We start from the raw sequence: 17,488 nt of genomic DNA, 5'->3' as shown, positions 1-17,488 counted from the left end.
GATATGTGGTGCGAGTGTATCACCGCACCGGCGCGCCTTTGAGGCGCTCGAAACGGTTTGCGGCATCAGCCGGGCCGCATGATCGGCCCGCCCTGAGCCGACGGTGCGACGCCTGCCTTCTCGCTACAATAGTTGACTCTAATTGCAGTGTCCCTTTTCACGATCGGGGCGCCTCGTGCGCCCGAAGCGAACGCCATGTCATCCACGCCAGCCGCTGCCAGCCGTCCTCCGATGCTCGCCACCGCCGATGCGCTCGGCCGTTTGCTCGACGCCGCGCGTCAGGTGGACGGGCGCGAACGCGTCGACACGCTCGACGCGGGCAATCGCGTGCTCGCCGTGGACGTCACGTCACCGCTCGATGTCCCGCCGATGCACACCAGTTCCATGGACGGCTACGCGGTCCGCGCCGCCGATCTCGCTGGCGCGAGCGAAGGCGCGAGCGTCGCGTTGCCGGTCTCGCAGCGCATTCCGGCGGGCCATGCGGCCGCGCCGCTCGCGGCCGGCACGGCTGCGCGCATTTTCACCGGCGCGACCGTGCCGCCCGGCGCCGATACCGTCGTCATGCAGGAAATGGCGCAGGTATCGGATGACGGCCGCGTCGCGTTCGCGCAGCCGCCCGCGGCGGGCGAATGGATCACGCGGCAAGGCGCCGATATTCGCCGCGACTCGGTCATCCTCCCCGCGGGCACGCGCCTCACGCCGCAGGCGCTCGGACTCGCGGCCTCGGTCGGCTGCGCGCAACTCGATGTCGTGCGCGCGGTGCGCGTCGCGATATTTTTCACCGGCGACGAGTTGCGCATGCCGGGCGAGCCGCTCGAACCCGGCGCGATCTACAACTCGAACCGCTTCACGCTGCGCGCGTTGCTCGCGAAGCTCGGCTGCGAGGTGACGGATCTCGGCATCGTGCCGGACCGGCTCGACGCGACGCGCGAGACTTTGCGGCGCGCGGCGGGCGAGCATGACCTGATCCTGACGTGCGGCGGCGTGTCGGTCGGCGAGGAAGATCACGTGAAGCCGGCGGTGGAAGCCGAAGGGCGCATTTCGATGTGGCAGATCGCGATGAAGCCGGGCAAGCCGCTCGCGTTCGGCGCGGTACGGCGTGGTGATCAAGAAGACGAGGCTTTTTTCATCGGTCTGCCGGGCAACCCGGTTTCGAGTTTCTGCACGTTTCTGCTGTTCGTGCGGCCGTTTCTGCTGCGTCTCGCGGGCGTGAAGCACGTCACGCCGCGCGTCTACTCGATGCGCGCCGATTTCAGCCAGAAAAAAGGCGATCGCCGCAACGAATTCCTGCGCGCGCGCGTGAACGAGTCGGGCGGGCTCGATCTCTTCGAGAACCAGAGTTCGGCCGTGCTGACATCGACGGTCTGGGGCGACGGACTCATCGACAACCCGCCGAATCACGCCATCAGTGCTGGCGAGATCGTGCGCTTCATCCCTTTTTCCGAGTTGATATGAAAGTCGAACTAAGATTTTTCGCGAGCGTGCGCGAGGCGCTTGGCGTCGCGAACGAAACGGTCAGCGTGCCGGACACGGTGGTCAACGTCGGCGACGTGCGCGCGTGGCTGCGCATGCGCGGCGGCGCGTGGGAAGAGGCGCTCGCCGAGGGCCGCGCGCTGCGCATGGCCTGCAATCACGTCATGACGAATCCGTCGCAGCGCATCACCGAGGGCTGCGAAGTGGCGTTCTTTCCGCCGGTCACGGGTGGCTGATATGTCGACGCGTTCCAAAGTCCGCGTGCAGGAAGCCGATTTCGACATCAGCGCGGAAGTGGCCGCGCTGCGCGCCGACAATCCGAAAGTCGGCGCGGTCGCGTGTTTCGTCGGCACGGTGCGCGACCTGAACGAAGGCAGCGCCGTCGAAACGATGGAGCTGGAGCACTATCCGGGCATGACGGAAAAGTCGCTGGAAGCGATCGCCGATCAGGCGCGCGAACGCTGGCGCGGCTCCGACGTGCTGATCGTGCATCGCGTGGGCAAGTTGAAACCGCTCGATCAGATCGTGCTCGTCGCCACGACGGCGATGCATCGCGCGGAGGCGTTCGAATCGTGCGCGTTCGTGATGGATTACCTCAAGACGCAGGCGCCGTTCTGGAAGAAGGAAAAAACCGAGGCGGGCGAACGCTGGGTCGACGCGCGCGAAACCGACGATGCGGCGCTCGCGCGCTGGCAAGACGTGGCCAAATGAGCGCGGACGTTTGAACCGGCGACACTATTCGTCGGCCGATTTGCCGATGAACTTCGCCGGAAACGGCTCGGCATCCGGGCGCTCTGGAAAGCGCGGCTCGGGCGCGCCGCCCGTGCGCTGGCGTTTGAGCGCCGCGAGCAGTTCCTGCTGCTCGACGGGAATCTGATAATCCCAGCCGAACTTGCTGAGCTGCAGGCTTTGCGCGATGCGCAGCGCGGGTTCCATGAACTGCACGGCGGCGGCCGGTTCGTAGCGCGCTTCGACCGTATTCAGAAACAGCGACAGCCAGCGCGCGAAATGGCGCGGCTCGATGTCGTCGATCGGCCGGTGCGCTTCCTGCACGTTCCCGCGATACTGCTTCGAGCCGAGCACGAGGCTCGACCAGAACGTCGTCATTTTGGCGAGATGGTCGTCCCAGCGGCCCGCGAGCGCGCGGGAGAAGATCGGGCCGAGCAGCGGATCGTCGTCGACGCGGCGATAAAAGGCGTCGACCAGCGCGCGCACGTTGGCCTCGCTGGGTTCGCGATCGCGCGGATCGGCTGCAGGTTGAAGTTCTGAATTCATGAAGGTCAAGCGCCAGCCGATGGTTTGCTGACGAAAAGCAATAATATGACGCACAATATCGGATACTCGGGCGGGCGCTGCCCCGGCAGCGGCCTGCATCGAGCGCCGCGCCGGCGCCATTTTCGGGCTCCCCGCGTGCCGATACTAGCCCTTGCGGGGCAGACGACCGTCATTTCCCTTGCCACCGCGCGGTTTTCGCGGTCCGGCGCGACATGACGCCGCTCCCACCGACGCACCCAGGCGCCTGAACCCATGCGCGCGACACCATGCGACTGACCGACTATACCGACTACTCCCTGCGCGTTCTGCTGTATCTCGCCGTCCGGCCGGCCGGGCTCTCGACGATCCAGGAGATCTCGGACGGCTACGGCATCTCGAAGAATCATCTGATGAAGATCGTCCAGCAGCTCGGCGAGCTTGGCTGGGTCGAGACCGTGCGTGGCCGCAACGGCGGGCTGCGGCTGTCGGCGCGCTCGAACGATCTCACCATCGGCGACGTCGTGCGCAAGACCGAGAGCGACTTTGCGATCGTCGGCTGTTTCGCGGATCAGGATGCCGCCATGCGTCAGCGCTGCGTGATCCAGCCGCAATGCCGTCTGCGCGGCGTGCTCGCGGCCGCGCGCGACGCGTTTCTCGCCGAACTCGACAAGTACACGGTCCGCGAACTCGCGGAGCCGGCGAACGAGCTTGCGCGGCTGCTGGGCATCGTCACCATCACGCCGGTTGCGGCGAGCGCGCTGGTGCCGAGCCGCGCGCCTTCCTGATCGAATCAAGCGATTCCACACCGATCGATGGCCGCAAGCCGGCGCTCGGTCCAGAGCCTGTCGAAAAGCAAAAAAGTGCACTTATCGAGCTAAACAACGCTTGAAAGTGACAGAAAGCGCCTCATTTTGATCGTATTCAGAATTGGAGCTTCAAAAAATGAGAATCGACAAACTCACCACCAAATTCCAGGAAGCGCTCTCGGACGCGCAAAGCCTGGCCGTCGGACACGACAACCAGTACATCGAGCCGGTGCACCTGCTTGCGGCGCTGATCGCACAGCAGGACGGTTCCGCACGTTCGTTGCTGTCGCATGCGGGCGTGCAGGTGCAGGCGCTGCAAACTTCGCTGAACGACGCTATCAAGCGTCTGCCGCAAGTTCAGGGCACGGACGGCAACGTTCAAGTGAGCCGCGAACTCGCGGGCCTGCTCAACGCCGCCGACAAGGAAGCGCAAAAGCTCAACGACACCTACATCGCGAGCGAGATGTTCCTGATCGCCGTTGCGGACGACCGTGGCGAAGCGGGCCGCATCGCGAAACAGCACGGCCTGTCGCGCCGCGCGCTCGAAGCGGCGATCAACGCCGTGCGCGGCGGCGCGCAGGTCAACAGCCAGGACGCCGAAAGCCAGCGCGAGGCGCTCAAGAAATACACCGTCGATCTGACGGAACGCGCCCGCGCGGGCAAGCTCGATCCGGTGATCGGCCGCGACGACGAAATCCGTCGCGCGATCCAGATCCTCCAGCGCCGCACGAAGAACAATCCGGTGCTGATCGGCGAGCCGGGCGTCGGCAAGACGGCGATCGTCGAAGGGCTCGCGCAGCGCATCGTCAACGGCGAAGTGCCGGAAACGCTCAAGAACAAGCGCGTGCTGTCGCTCGACATGGCCGCGCTGCTCGCGGGCGCGAAGTATCGCGGCGAGTTCGAGGAGCGCCTGAAGTCCGTGCTGCACGACATCGCGAAGGACGAAGGGCAGACCATCGTCTTCATCGACGAAATTCACACGATGGTCGGCGCGGGCAAGGCCGAAGGCGCGATGGACGCGGGCAACATGCTCAAGCCGGCGCTCTCGCGCGGCGAACTGCATTGCGTCGGCGCGACCACGCTCGACGAATACCGCAAGTACATCGAGAAGGACGCGGCCCTGGAACGCCGCTTCCAGAAGGTGCTGGTCGACGAGCCGACGGTGGAAGCGACCATCGCGATCCTGCGCGGCTTGCAGGAAAAGTACGAACTGCATCACGGCGTCGATATCACCGATCCGGCGATCGTCGCGGCGGCAGAACTGTCGCATCGCTATATCACGGACCGCTTTCTGCCGGACAAGGCCATCGATCTGATCGATGAAGCGGCCTCGCGCATCAAGATGGAAATCGATTCGAAGCCCGAAGAGATGGACAAGCTGGACCGTCGTCTCATTCAACTGAAGATCGAGCGCGAGGCGGTGAAGAAGGAGAAGGACGAAGCGTCGCAGAAGCGTCTGCAACTGATCGAAGAGGAAATCGATCGGCTGAACCGCGAGTACTCCGATCTCGAAGAAATCTGGACTGCCGAGAAAGCGGCCGTGCAGGGCAGCGCGCAATTGAAGGAAGAAATCGAGAAGGTGCGCGCGGACATCACGCGGCTGCAGCGCGAAGGCAAGCTCGAAAAGGTCGCCGAGTTGCAGTACGGCAAGCTGCCGGAACTCGAAGCGCGTCTGAAGCAGGTGACGCAGGCCGAATCGCAGGAGCAGAACAACCCGACGCGTCCGCGGCTGCTGCGCACGCAGGTCGGCGCGGAGGAAATCGCGGAAGTCGTGTCGCGTTCCACCGGCATTCCCGTGTCGCGGATGATGCAGGGCGAGCGCGAAAAGCTGTTGCAGATCGAGAGCAAGCTGCACGAGCGCGTGATTGGCCAGGACGAGGCGATCGGCGCGGTGGCGGACGCGATTCGCCGTTCGCGCGCGGGTCTGTCCGATCCGAACCGTCCGTATGGCTCGTTCCTGTTCTTAGGTCCTACGGGCGTCGGCAAGACGGAACTGTGCAAGGCGCTCGCGGCGTTCCTGTTCGATTCGGAGGATCATCTCATCCGCATCGACATGAGCGAGTTCATGGAGAAGCACAGCGTTGCAAGACTGATCGGCGCGCCGCCGGGGTATGTGGGTTATGAAGAAGGCGGTTATCTGACCGAAGCGGTGCGTCGCAAGCCGTATAGCGTGATCTTGCTCGACGAAATCGAGAAGGCGCATCCGGACGTGTTCAACGTGCTCCTGCAGGTGCTCGACGACGGCCGCATGACCGATGGCCAGGGCCGCACCGTCGACTTCAAGAACACGGTGATCGTGATGACCTCGAACCTCGGTTCGCAAGTCATTCAGGGCATGGTCGGCGAGCCGCAGGAACAGGTGAAGGACGCCGTCTGGGAGGAAGTGAAGCTGCACTTCCGGCCGGAATTCCTGAACCGTATCGACGATGTCGTCGTGTTCCATGCGCTCGATCGCACCAATATCGAATCGATCGCGAAGATTCAGCTGCATCGTCTGCAGGAGCGTCTGGCGAAGCTCGATATGCAGCTCGAAGTGTCGGATACGGCGCTCGAGCAGATCGGCAAGGTCGGCTACGATCCGCTGTTCGGGGCGCGGCCGCTGAAGCGCGCGATTCAGCAGGAGATCGAAAATCCGGTCGCCAAGCTGATTCTCGCCGGACGGTTCGGGCCGAAGGACGTCATTCCGGTCGATGTGCGGGAAGGGAAGTTCGTATTCGATCGCGTGGTGCATTGAGGCGCGCCGAGGCTGACCCGCATGCGGGTCAGCCATTCATACAAAAGGCAACGAAGCGATTCGTTGCCTTTTCTTTTTGGCGCGCTCGGAAACACCGTCGGCAAAGCAGAAGCCCCGCGCGGCGCGATGCCGGCGGGGCTCTCGATGCGATACGGAAATGCCGGATCAGCCCTGCTTCGGCTCTTCGCTCTTGCCACCAAAGAGGCCGCCAAGGCCGCCGAGCGAGCCGAGCACGCTGGACAGATCGAGCTGGCCTTCGGGCGGCACTTCGCCATTGGGCGTCGCGCGGTCGACGACATGCGGCAACACCGCCGCCAGCATGCCCGAAAGCTGATCGCCCGAGACGCCGGCTTTCTGCGCGAGCGCGCCGACGTTGTCCTGACCGAGCACGTTGGTGAGCGTGTCGGGGCTGATCGGCTTGTTCTCGCCCGTGCCGATCCAGGACTGCACGACATCGCCCGCGCCGTGCTGCTGGAAGCGCTGGATCAGGCCCATCAGGCCGCCCGGCTGGCTGTTGACGAATGCGAGCGCCGCCGTGATCAGCGCGGCCTGGCCGGACTGGGCAGGTTGGCCGCCCGGTTGTTGCGACGAATTGCCAAGGGTGGAGGCGAGGATATCGAGTAGGCTCATGGCGATCTCACTACGAGAGGTTACGGGGTGGGTTCGCTCGCGCCGCCGCGCTCGAACGAGCGTGGCGGCGGCGCGGGCATCGGCCGCGAGCGGCCGTTCAACGATGGTCCTGCGAAGGCAACTTTCCTCCGTCAAGGTTCCCCGAAGAATTACTGACTGGCGGCCGCTGCGCTGGCGGCCTTGTCTTTCTTGCTACGCTTCGACTTGCTTGCTTTCGTGTCGCTGGCGGCGGACGGGCCCGATGCGCTGGCCGTCGCCGACGCGGCGCTTTCCTTCTTCGACTTCTTCGAAGCCTTCGTGCCCGATGCGGGTGCAGCAGGCGTCGTGGCCGGCGTCTGGGCCGTGGTGGCGGTCGGCGCGGTCGCGCCGGTGGCCGCCGTCGACGATTTGACCGTCGAGTTCGGCGCGGCGCCGCCTTGCGTCGTGGTGGGTTTGGCCGTCTTGCCTGTCGGCGGCAGCGACGAACCGCCGATCGTCAGGCCGTTCTGCTCCAGATTTGCCACCGACTTCGTGCCGAGGCCCTTGACGCGGGTGGCGAGGTCATCGGCGTCCTTGAACGGGCCGTTCTTGGTGCGCTCGTCGACGATCGCCTTGGACTTCACCGGCCCCAGACCCTTTACCGATTCCAGCGCGGCTTGATCGGCGGTATTGACGTCGACCGCGGCGAAGGCCACACCCATCGACACTATGAACGCTAAGCACAGCATCAGCAGCTTTTTCAGCATGACGGCACTCCAGGCTTGGTGAGAAAGGATGAATCGATAAGTTCGGGCCGATTGGGAAGATGCCGTTAAGCATAGGGCAAAAAGCCGGCACGAACGATGACGGTTCGCATTGTGCACGACCCCGCCGCGCGCACCGCGCTTCCGCACAATCTTTAACGCTGCGAAACGCCGAACGGATGACGTTGCGATTCAGTCTCTCACCGGAGCGCACCGGCGGGCGTCTTCGCAAACGCGCCGCGCACCTCGAAGCCGATTTTATCGACGACTTCGCCGTTCGGATCGATCAGTTCCAGCACGTGACGGCCCGGCCACGGCAGCCATGCCGCGCGGGCATCGTGGCCGTAGGGCTTGCCGTCGAGCCGCCAGGCGAGGCGCGCGCCGCTGTCGACGCGCTCGAACCACACGCGTTGCCGCGCGGGCGGAATGTCCGGATCGAGCGCGAAGATCGTGCCGTTCGTCGGCGCGCCGATGCGTGCCGCCTTGGCATCGGATTGCGCGCCGCGTGCGGCCTCCGCCGCATGGGCCGTGAGGCCGATCGCGCTCATCTGTGTGCCGCGCACGAACCACTCGTTGCGCGCCGGCTCGATCTCGTTCTGATACGTGACGCGCGTCGTCACGACGCCCGACGGTGTCTGCGGCGGACGGCTATCCGATCGCCGGTTCAGATAGTTGACGATCGCGTTCCACGCGGGCGCGGCGCCTGTCACGCCTGAAACGTCCCACATCGGCGCGCCGTCGGCATTGCCGACCCACACGCCCACGGTGTATCGCGAAGTGAAACCGACCGCCCAGTTGTCGCGCATGTCCTTGCTGGTGCCGGTCTTGACCGCGCTGAAGGTGCGTGTCGCGAGCACGCTGTCGAAGCCGAAGGTGCGCGTGCGCGCGTTGTTGTCGGCGAGGATGTCCGTGACGATGAAGCTTGCTTCAGGGCTGAAGATGCGCGTGCCGGCGGGCGCGGGACGATCCTGCATGAGATCGAAGAACGGCCGCGCGATCCCGCCGTTCGCAAGCGTGCGGTACGCGTTGGTCAGCGTCGCCAGCGTGACATCCGCGCTGCCGAGCGCGAGGCTGAAGCCGTAGTAATCGCCCGCCTGCGTCAGCGGCAGGCCGAGCGCGACGAGCGTCTTCGCGAAACGATGCGGCGTCACCATCACGAGCGTGCGCACCGCGGGCACGTTCAGCGAGGAACCCAGCGCGGTGCGCACGCTCACCCAGCCCTTGAAATCGTGATCGTAGTTCTGCGGGATATAGAGGCCGCCACCGGTTGCGAGATCGAGCGGGGCGTCGTCGAGCAGGGTGGCGGCGGTGACGCGCTTCTCGTCGATGGCCTGCGCATAGAGGAAGGGCTTGAGCGTCGAGCCGGCCTGACGCGCGGCCAGCGCGGCATCGACTTCCGGCGCGTTCGACAGACCGCCCGCCGAGCCGACCCACGCGAGCACATCGCCCGAACGGTTGTCGATCACGACGGCTGCCGCGTCGTGCACATTGCGCGGATGCGCGCGCGCGTTCAGTTCGGCCAGCGTGCGCGCGAGCGTGTCGCGGGCGAAGCGTTGCAGGCGGGCGTCGAGCGTGGAGCGCACGCGCGCGCCTGCCGCTGGATGCACTTCGTTGGCGATGCGCCGCGCGAGATGCGGCGCGAGCGCAGCATCGCCTTGAGCGAAGGCGGGCGCGGATGCCGTGCGCGTGAGCGTGAGCTGGACATAGCTGCCCAGATTGACGCATGGATCGATGTCACGCACGCCATGCAGCGTCTGCATGTCGCGCAGGATCGCGCAGGTTCGCGCGGCGACTTTCGGATACGGCGCATTGGGCGCGCGCACGAGCGCGGCGGCGAGCGCGGCTTCGCGTTCGTCGAGCCCTGAAGGCGCCTTGCCGAACAGCGTCTGAGAGAGTGCCGACAACCCGACGATCTCGCCGCGAAACGGCACGAGATTCAGATACGCCTCCAGAATCTGATCCTTGCGCCAGCTGCGTTCGAGCCACAGCGCGCCGATCGTCTGCCCGGCCTTTTCGCCGATCGAGCGCCGGCCTGCCGGTTTATCGTCGATGAGGCCGTCGAGCTGCATCGTCACCGTCGATGCGCCGCGCGTGCGCGTGTTCCACAAATTGCCCCATGCCGCCGCCGCCGCACCGCGCCAGTCGACGCCCGCGTGTTCGTAGAAGCGCTTGTCTTCCGATACGACGATCGCCTCGCGCAGCGCCGGCGACACGTCCGCGAGCGCGACCCAGTCGCCGCGCCGCGCGCTCGTATCGACGCGCGTGCGGGCAAGCGGGTCGCCGTCGCGCGCGAGCAGCACCCAGTCCGAGCTGCGCCACTTCGCGCGCACGTCGTCGAAGCTCGGCGACGCGTGCGCCGCCGCCGACAGCGCGCACGCGATGACGAAGAGGGCGGCGCGTCTCATGGCGTCACTTCGCGGGCGCAGGTTGCACGGTCACCGCCGCATTCGGCAATGCGCCGAACGACGAGGGCGCGTAAAGCGCCTCGACGCGCGTCGGCGGCAGGCCGAAGGTGCCGGGATTGTTCAGCCGCATCGTGTATTCGACCGTCAGCTTGCCCTTCGGCAGATAGTCGTAATACGCGCGATAGCCCTCGAAGCCACGTTCGACGAACGCGGGCCACGCGCCGCGATCCTGCTTCTCGCCCGATGTCGCGGCTTCGGAGTCGCGGCCGAGACCGGAGCCGAGAATCGTCGCGCCCGCGGGAATCGGATCGTCGACGACGACCCAGGTCATGTCGCTTTGCGCGTCGATGTCGAGATGCACGCGCACGATGTCGCCGCGCGAGAGCACGCCTTTCACGGCCGGATCGATCGGCGTGACGGTCTTCGCGATGCGATAGCCCGCCGCGAACGGCGCTTTCAGCGCGACGGCCGCGAGACTTTCGATCGTCGCCCACGGTTTGCCCGTGCCGTCCTGCGTCAGCGTGAGCGAACCCGTGCTCCACGGCAGCATGACGCTGCGCGCTCTCGCGGTTTTGGTCGCGGGCGTGGCCGAAGCGGGCGCATTCGATGCAGGCGCGCTCCAGTTCACGCCTTGCGTCGAAGCGCCGAGCTGAATCGACGTATGGCCCGTGACCGGCGTGCTCTCGAACAGGCGCGAGAACCGTCCGACCGCGAGCGCGCCCCACAGATTGGCGGTGGTCGTCTGCCATGCGCCGTTCTTCTGCAATGCCAGCAGGCCCGCGACGACGCGCGGCATTTCGTCCTTCCAGCCGGGCGCGTCCGCGAAAATGAGCGCGGTGCGCGCGGCGTTGGTCTCGGTGCCGGTCATGAGCCACCAGAGATCGTCGTCGCGTTCGGTCGAGAAGGTGAGGCGCGTGCCCTGATACGTCAGGCGCGCACGGATGATCTGCTCCGCCTGCGCGCGCTTGTCGTCGCGATTCGGAATGCCATCGACGCGCGAGAGGATCGCGTAGTAATCGAGCACCGCCGAGGTCGGCCACTGATCCGGCGCGACCGTGATCGAGCCGAGCATGCGCGGCTGCGCGAGGCCGTAGCGCGACAGCGCCTCGATGGCCGCGAGCTTCTCGAAGTCGCGATCGTTGCGTGGCGTCCAGAACTTGCGTTCGAGCTTGCCATCGACGAAATTCGCGAGGCCTGCCGCCATCTGATTGCGCAGATCGGCGGGCAGGGCGAAGCGGCTGTCCTGTTTCGCGGCTTCGTCGGTGACGGCGAGCAGATACGCGGTGAGGGCAGGGCTGCCGGTCGGGCGTTCGTCGTCGGCGGGCGGGAAGTAGTTCGCGAGGCCGTCGCGGTCGAGATACGACGGCATCTTCGTGAGCACGCCTTGCCATTGCGCTGCATCCATCAGGCCGAGCGCGCGCGAAGTCTGCTGTTCGAGACAGTTGTACGGATAACGCTCGAACCAGCGGCGCACGCCGGGCAGACCGTCCGCGAGCTTCGGCTGCAAGGATACCGCGATGCCGCCGCGCACGGCGCCATCGCCCGATTTGCTCGCGTCGGCGGGCGGCGCGACGGGCAGCGTGAGCGTGCCGTCGACTTGCGTGATCGTCGCCTGCTGCACCGTGACGGGAATCGCCGCGACGACTTTTTGCATCAGCTTCACGGCGTCGCTTGCCTTGGGTGCGGCCTGTTCCGCCGCGCTGACTTCCCACGCGAGACTCGCGGCGGAATTCGCGCCGAGCACATCCGGCGTCGTGACGTCCCAGGCCACTTCCTGCGACGATTCCGGCGCCAGCTCCACCGTGCGCGCATCGAGCGTGAGCGTTCCGGCGCGCGGCGTGACGACGACGCGCATCGTCCGCGCGGTCGTGTTGCGCAGCGTGAATTGCGCGCGGAACGCGTCGCCGACGCGCACGAGCGGTGGCAATCCCGAGATCAGTTGCAAGTCCTGCGTGCTTTGAATCGATGCGCTGCCGGTGCCGAACTGCCCCGCGCCGACCGCGGCGACCGCGACGATCCGAAACCGCGTGAGCGCGTCGTTCAGCGGTACATCGACGGTGGCTTCACCCTTCGCGTCGAGCGTGACGCGCGGGTTCCACAGCAACAGCGTGTCGAACAGCTCGCGCGTCGCGCTGTGTCCGCCGCCGCCGCCCGCGGGCACCGCCTTGCGTCCGAAGTGACGCCGCCCGATGATCTCCATTTGCGCGGTCGCCGTCTCGACGCCGTAGGCGCGCTGTTGAAGCATCGCGTCGAGCACGTCCCAGCTTCGATTCGGCATCAGTTCGAGCAGCGCTTCATCGACGGCTGCCACGGCGATCTGCGTGCCGGCGGGCGCGGGCTTGCCGTCGGGCAGCGCGACCTTCACCTTGACGTGCGCGCGGCTTCTCACCGTGTACGACTTCGCATCCGGGCTCACGCTGACCGCGAGCCGGTGCGCCGCCGTGCCGACCTTGATCGACGCGAGCCCGTAACGGAACGCGGGCTTCGACAGATCGACGAGCGGCGTCGGCGCCTGATACTGCCGGCCTTCGTACCAGAACGCGCGCGCCCATTCGACCGGCGCCTTCCATCCCCAAGTGAAGAACGAGTACCACGGCACCTCGCGGATGCGTCCGCGCAACGCGAGCACCGACATGTAGACGTTCGGCCCCCACGCTTCCTCGACCTTCAGCTCGACGGTCGGGTCGCGGCCGTTCAGTTCGACGACCCGCGTCTCCACGATCCCTTCACGCTCGACCGCGACGAGCGCTGTCGCCGAACGGAACGGCATGCGCACCTGGAAGCGCGCGGTTTCGCCGGGCTCGTAGCTGGTCTTTTCGGGCAAGACGTCGATGCGATCGGTGTTCTCGCCGCCGAACCACAACTCGTCCTGACGCGTGACCCAGACCGACGTGCTCGCGTTGGCCGCGCGGCCGTCGCCGTCCTTGGCGACCGCGATCAGATCGACGTTGCCCGGTTCTTTCAGCTTCGCGTCGCAGGAGACGATGCCGTGATCATCGCTCTTGCCGCTGCACAGCGTGCCGAGATCCTTGATCTCGGTGTGGTTGTCGTACGCATAGAAACCGCCGACCATGCGCTTTCTCGAACTCGACATCACGCGCGCGACGGCCTTGATATCGACCGATACGCCCGCGCGCGGCTTGCCCTGCAAATCGAGCGCGATGGCCTGCACCGGCAGCGCGCCGCCGACCGACACCCAATGTCCCGCCTTCACGCCGACGGCGACCGCAGCCGGCCACAGCGTCGTGCTGCCGCTGATTGTTTGAATCTCGCCGTTCGGATCGGCGAAGCTCGCTTCGAGTGCGAGACGCTTCGGCGATTCGACCGCTGGCAACGGCTTCACCGTGACCTTGCCGGCGCCGTCGCGATCGAGCGTCACGCGCAGTTTGTCCGCGATCAGCTTGGTCGTCGCGTTGTCCTGCTGTTCGCTGTCTTCGTCTTCGGCGGGCGCGCTTGCACCGTCGTTCGCCGGTTTGCGATAGGGCGCGAAGCTGAACGCCTCGTACTGAGAAGCAAACGCCGGCGCCGTATCGCGCACGAGCGCCGAAACCTGCACCGGCAGATTCGACGCCGGTCCGCCCTGAACGTATTCGAGCCGCACCGCGACGGCCGCTTCCTGCGCGCCGACGAGTCCGGGCGATTTCGCGTCGCCGGCCGTGATCGCGCCTTTGAACACCGGCAGGCGGAATTCCTCGACGCGGAAACTGCCCGATTCGTACGACTGCGTGACGGAGTTGTCGTTGTCGCCGTCGTCGTTGTCGTTCGAAGCGGCAGCGCCGTTGTCGAGCGTCACGCTGTATTCGCCGAGCTTCGCGGCGACGGGCACGGTGAACGTCGAGTCGGCGCTATGGTCGGCCGACCATTTGAGCGGTAGATGCCAGGTCTGTCCGCTGCCGACGTGGCGGATCGTCACGCGGCTCGGATAGCTCGACGGGAACGCGAAGCCGCCGAGCGTTTCGACGCGCAACAGATGCTTCATCGACACGGTTTCGCCCGCGCGCAGTAGCGTGCGGTCGAACACCGTATGGGCGCGCGTCGTGCGCGTCGCGCTCATGTCGGTCGGCACGTTGAAGCGCCACGATTCGATGCCGCGATTCCAGTCCGACAGCACGAACGCCATGTCCGGCCCGGTGACGGGATCGTTCACGCGCGCCGACACGAAGAAGCCGCCCCACGCGAGGCTGTGTTCGTTGCATTCGCGCGCGGCCGCGAGCGGCTTGCCGATCTTCGCGAGCCCTTGCGCGTCGGTTTTCGCGGTGGCGATTTCCTCGCCGTTGCAGTCGGTCACGCGCACTTGCGCGTTGGCCACCGGCTTGCCCTTGTCGAGCGTCGTGACCCACACGAGGCTGTTCTCGCGTCCTTGCTTGAAATGCACGCCGAGATTGGTGACGAGCACCGACGTGCGTACGTACATCGCCTGCTGTTTGCCGAGCAGCGACGCGCCGAGCGCGGGCGAGTTCAGTTCGACGACATAAAAGCCCGGCTTCGTGAGCGGAATGCCGACGACTTCGAATGGCCGCAAGGCTTTCGGATCGGCGGCGGGCAGGGTGAGCGTTTCGACGCCGCGCTGCTTCGCCAGCATCGACAGCGAACGAATGTCGATCTGCGGGTCTTTCGACACCGAGCCGTCGCTGTTCGGAATGACGACCGGCGCGATGCCGTTGCGCAGCATCGCCGGCATGCGCTCCTCGATGATCGAGCGCGGCATCGCGACGCCATCGAACAGGTCGACGGCGCGCATCCACTGGCGGATGTCCTGGTCGGCGTCGAGCTTGAGCTTCGTGATCTGCGACGTGCCGGAATCGAGCCCTTGCACATGCAGATCCGCTTCGACGTGACGCAGGGTGACCGGCAGCATCGCGGGCATGTCCGGTTCGGCAAAGCGCTCGATGATGCCGAACGTGCCCGACGAGAACTTCGCGAGCGGCGGCATCGGCGCGGTCGAGGTCTTGAGCGGGAAGAGATCGGCGTTGGCGAGCGCACGGCCGCTGACGTCCTTCAGGTTCGCGGGGGCGTCGATGGTGAGATCGGCGCGCTCGGGCAGCGGCGCGGCGAATTCGACGGCGCTGACTTCGGCGTCCTTGTCGGTCGCATCGAAACGAGGCGACGCGTTGCCCTTCGGCCCGTGCAGCACGAACTTCTGCGCATCGGCGCGGCTGATCGGCGCGCTGAAGTTCAGGCGCAGCGGACGCAGCGGCGTGCAGGGCGCGTTCGCGTTCTCGCGCTCGCAAGAGAAGTTCGCCGTGAAGGGCTCGCGCACGCTGAAGTCGAAGCGCTTCTCGACATCGTTGGCGATGCCGCTTTGCCCCGTCACGCCCGTGCCGTACACGAGCTGCATTTTGGTCGCCGACGGCAACGTTTGCTGGCACGCGAGCGTGAGCACGCGATCGCTTTCCTTCTGCAGCTTGAAATGGTCGAGCAGGGCGGTGCGTGTGGCGTCATCGACCGCACGCACCGGAATGCGGTTGCCGAGCGCGCTCGATTCGCACCAGACGTGTTCGAGCACCGAAGCCTGCGTCGCCGGGCCGTTCAGCCGCAGCACGAAAGCCTGATTCTCTTCGATATCGCCGTAGCTCGGCATGATGCGCGTGACGAACGGTCCGCCCGTCTGAAACGCGAAGTGGCGCGGGCCGGCAAGCGCGTTGCCGGCAACGGACTTGAGGCCGTCCGCGAGATCGAGCGCGCAGCGCACGCCGGGCGGAAGATCGTGCTCGAAGTCGAACGCCCAAGTCTTGGCGTCGATCCAGCGGCCCGAGCCCGCGGTCGCCGCCGTGCTCGCGCCGCTACAGGCGAGCTTGCCGGGCGCGCTCGCCGCCGCATTGCCGAACGCGATCATCGGTTCGTCGAATTTGGCGACGACCTGGCGCACTTGCGCGACCTTGCCTTGCGGAGACACGCTCGCGATGCGCGCGGCATCGGCTCGATGCAGCGCGGCGCCGAACCCAAGCGCGGCGATCAGCGTGGTTGCGGCCAGAATCCATTTTTTTTGTGACGTTGTAATGCGGCTCATCCACTCGCTCCGAGTTTCCCTCGACGCGAAATTCTACTGGAGCCTTACGTCAATCTTTCCCGTGATGCGAACCGATGATGTTTTTCCACACATCAGGTCGGGTCGACCTTGTTCAGATGCCGCGCGCTCACCCGCCGCCAGTAGAGGAACAGGCCGACGCCCGCGACACCGAGACTCGCCGAATTCGCGATCCAGAAGCCGCGCGCGCCCTGTAGCCACTCGGGCACGCCGCCGCCCACGTCGAAGCCGAGCAGATAGCCGCCGCCGAGCCCGATGCCCCACAGCGCGATGGCGTAGATCACGGTCGGCACGAGCGTCACCTTGTACGCGCGCAGGATGAACGCGGTGGTGATCTGCAGCGCGTCGCAGAAGTGATAGAAGAAGATGATGAGCACGAGCGGCATCGCGGCGGCGATGACGCCCGCATCGGGCGTATAGGCCGCGATCACGTGAGCGCGCGCGGCGATCAGGAGCACGCCATACAAGAGCGCCAGCACGCACGCCATGCCGATGCCGTGACGCGAGATCGAACGCGCATCGTCGTATCGTCCGGCGCCGAGCGCCTGCGACACGAGCGTCGACGACGCGATGCCGATCGACAACGGCGTCATGTACAGCACCGCGCCGAGATTGCCGGCGATCTGATGACCGGCGAGCGTGGTCGTGCCGAAGCGCGAGATGAAGAGCGCCATGAACGTGTACGACGTCACTTCGATGAGATACGAGAGACCCATCGGAATGCCGAGCCGCAGTAGCGCGAGCTGACGCCGCCAGACCGGCCAGCAGAAGTGCGAGAAGATGCCGAACGGGCGGAAGAACTCGACCTTGACGAGCACCGTCATGCCGACGATCGCGAGCACCCAGTTGATGAGCGTGCTCGCGAGCGCGCAGCCCGGACCGCCGAGCGCGGGAAAGCCCGCGCCGCCGAAGATGAACCACGTGTTGAGCGGAAACTTGAGCAGCAGGCCGCCGACTTGCAGAAACATCACGAGCCGGGGTTTGCCGACCGCGTTGGTGAGCGAGCTGTAGACGCGAAACGCAAGGCTCGCGGGCAGGCCGAACGACAGAATCCGCAGATAGTCGACGGTACGGTCGTGCAGCGCGGGCGGCGTTTTCGCGAGCGACAGCAGCGGCCCGGGATGGAACAGCAGCACGAAGCCGATCACGGCGAGCACGGCGGCGAGCCAGAACGCCTGACGCGTCTCCTCGCCGATTTCGCTTTCGCGGCCCGCGCCGAACAGTTGCCCGGCGATCGGCTGCAACGCGACCAGAATGCCCGTGAGGCCGATATACACCGAGATATAGACGGAGCCGCCGAGGCCGAGCGCGGCCAGATCGGTGGCGGAGAAGCGGCCGACCATCGCGGTATCGATCACGCCGAACGCGATCACCGCAAGCTGGCCGATCAGCACCGGCCACGCGAGCGTGGCGATCCTGCGCACGTCGCTCAGCAT

11 protein-coding genes are annotated in these 17,488 nt (G+C 66.1%); 5 read left to right on the top strand and 6 right to left on the bottom strand.

Annotated elements, in window-relative coordinates:
- The first annotated feature begins 231 nt into the window (after positions 1 to 231).
- Genes AWB80_RS31765 through AWB80_RS31755 form a run of 3 tightly spaced genes read left to right on the top strand, consistent with a single transcriptional unit; the run spans position 232 to position 2,184 of the window.
- Positions 232 to 1,455 (top strand): molybdopterin molybdotransferase MoeA, encoded by a 1,224-nt coding sequence (locus tag AWB80_RS31765; RefSeq protein WP_341866845.1) that lies wholly within the window; start codon positions 232 to 234, stop codon positions 1,453 to 1,455.
- Entirely contained in the window at positions 1,452 to 1,709 is a 258-nt protein-coding gene (moaD, locus tag AWB80_RS31760; protein ID WP_061178639.1) for a molybdopterin converting factor subunit 1, read from the top strand. Before AWB80_RS31765 ends, moaD begins: the two co-directional genes overlap by 4 nt.
- A gap of 1 nt (position 1,710) precedes the next feature.
- Complete coding sequence (locus AWB80_RS31755; protein ID WP_061178638.1) at positions 1,711 to 2,184, top strand: molybdenum cofactor biosynthesis protein MoaE; 474 nt, start codon at positions 1,711 to 1,713, stop codon at positions 2,182 to 2,184.
- 24 nt (positions 2,185 to 2,208) lie between these two features.
- On the opposite strand, the gene AWB80_RS31750 is transcribed toward AWB80_RS31755, so the two are convergent.
- Entirely contained in the window at positions 2,209 to 2,748 is a 540-nt protein-coding gene (locus AWB80_RS31750; RefSeq protein ID WP_087131754.1) for a group III truncated hemoglobin, read from the bottom strand.
- 266 nt (positions 2,749 to 3,014) lie between these two features.
- Here AWB80_RS31750 and AWB80_RS31745 point away from each other — a divergent pair, with 266 nt between their 5' ends.
- Entirely contained in the window at positions 3,015 to 3,512 is a 498-nt protein-coding gene (locus AWB80_RS31745) for an Rrf2 family transcriptional regulator (protein ID WP_061178637.1), read from the top strand.
- 157 nt (positions 3,513 to 3,669) lie between these two features.
- Positions 3,670 to 6,267: an ATP-dependent chaperone ClpB gene (clpB, locus tag AWB80_RS31740; protein WP_061178636.1), complete on the top strand. Its 2,598-nt coding sequence runs from the start codon at positions 3,670 to 3,672 to the stop codon at positions 6,265 to 6,267.
- 165 nt (positions 6,268 to 6,432) lie between these two features.
- Here clpB and AWB80_RS31735 read toward each other — a convergent pair whose 3' ends face one another.
- From AWB80_RS31735 to AWB80_RS31715, 5 genes are all read right to left on the bottom strand, one after another.
- Positions 6,433 to 6,897, bottom strand: a complete 465-nt coding sequence (locus AWB80_RS31735) for a YidB family protein (protein WP_061178635.1) — start codon at positions 6,895 to 6,897, stop codon at positions 6,433 to 6,435.
- A gap of 149 nt (positions 6,898 to 7,046) precedes the next feature.
- On the bottom strand, positions 7,047 to 7,622 hold the full coding sequence (locus AWB80_RS31730; protein WP_061178634.1) for a ComEA family DNA-binding protein: 576 nt from the start codon (positions 7,620 to 7,622) through the stop codon (positions 7,047 to 7,049).
- A gap of 197 nt (positions 7,623 to 7,819) precedes the next feature.
- Positions 7,820 to 10,024, bottom strand: a complete 2,205-nt coding sequence (gene pbpC / locus AWB80_RS31725) for a penicillin-binding protein 1C (RefSeq protein ID WP_061178633.1) — start codon at positions 10,022 to 10,024, stop codon at positions 7,820 to 7,822.
- Positions 10,025 to 10,028: 4 nt separating this feature from the next.
- Complete coding sequence (locus tag AWB80_RS31720; protein ID WP_061178632.1) at positions 10,029 to 16,034, bottom strand: Ig-like domain-containing alpha-2-macroglobulin family protein; 6,006 nt, start codon at positions 16,032 to 16,034, stop codon at positions 10,029 to 10,031.
- Between the two features lie 92 nt (positions 16,035 to 16,126).
- Positions 16,127 to 17,488 (bottom strand): MATE family efflux transporter, encoded by a 1,362-nt coding sequence (locus AWB80_RS31715; RefSeq protein WP_061178669.1) that lies wholly within the window; start codon positions 17,486 to 17,488, stop codon positions 16,127 to 16,129.

The organism is Caballeronia pedi (assembly GCF_001544915.2).
GTDB classification, from domain to species: domain Bacteria; phylum Pseudomonadota; class Gammaproteobacteria; order Burkholderiales; family Burkholderiaceae; genus Caballeronia; species Caballeronia pedi.
The sequence above is the reverse complement of the archived record's forward strand: the minus strand, read 5'-3'. Positions and strand labels throughout refer to the sequence as shown.

Coding starts and splice junctions, on each gene's coding strand:
- AWB80_RS31715 (WP_061178669.1), bottom strand. CDS start 17,488: ATGCTGAGCGACGTGCGCAGGATCGCCACGCTCGCGTGGCCGGTGCTG.
- clpB (WP_061178636.1), top strand. CDS start 3,670: ATGAGAATCGACAAACTCACCACCAAATTCCAGGAAGCGCTCTCGGAC.
- AWB80_RS31750 (WP_087131754.1), bottom strand. CDS start 2,748: ATGAATTCAGAACTTCAACCTGCAGCCGATCCGCGCGATCGCGAACCC.
- AWB80_RS31735 (WP_061178635.1), bottom strand. CDS start 6,897: ATGAGCCTACTCGATATCCTCGCCTCCACCCTTGGCAATTCGTCGCAA.
- AWB80_RS31730 (WP_061178634.1), bottom strand. CDS start 7,622: ATGCTGAAAAAGCTGCTGATGCTGTGCTTAGCGTTCATAGTGTCGATG.
- moaD (WP_061178639.1), top strand. CDS start 1,452: ATGAAAGTCGAACTAAGATTTTTCGCGAGCGTGCGCGAGGCGCTTGGC.
- AWB80_RS31755 (WP_061178638.1), top strand. CDS start 1,711: ATGTCGACGCGTTCCAAAGTCCGCGTGCAGGAAGCCGATTTCGACATC.
- AWB80_RS31745 (WP_061178637.1), top strand. CDS start 3,015: ATGCGACTGACCGACTATACCGACTACTCCCTGCGCGTTCTGCTGTAT.
- pbpC (WP_061178633.1), bottom strand. CDS start 10,024: ATGAGACGCGCCGCCCTCTTCGTCATCGCGTGCGCGCTGTCGGCGGCG.
- AWB80_RS31720 (WP_061178632.1), bottom strand. CDS start 16,034: ATGAGCCGCATTACAACGTCACAAAAAAAATGGATTCTGGCCGCAACC.
- AWB80_RS31765 (WP_341866845.1), top strand. CDS start 232: ATGCTCGCCACCGCCGATGCGCTCGGCCGTTTGCTCGACGCCGCGCGT.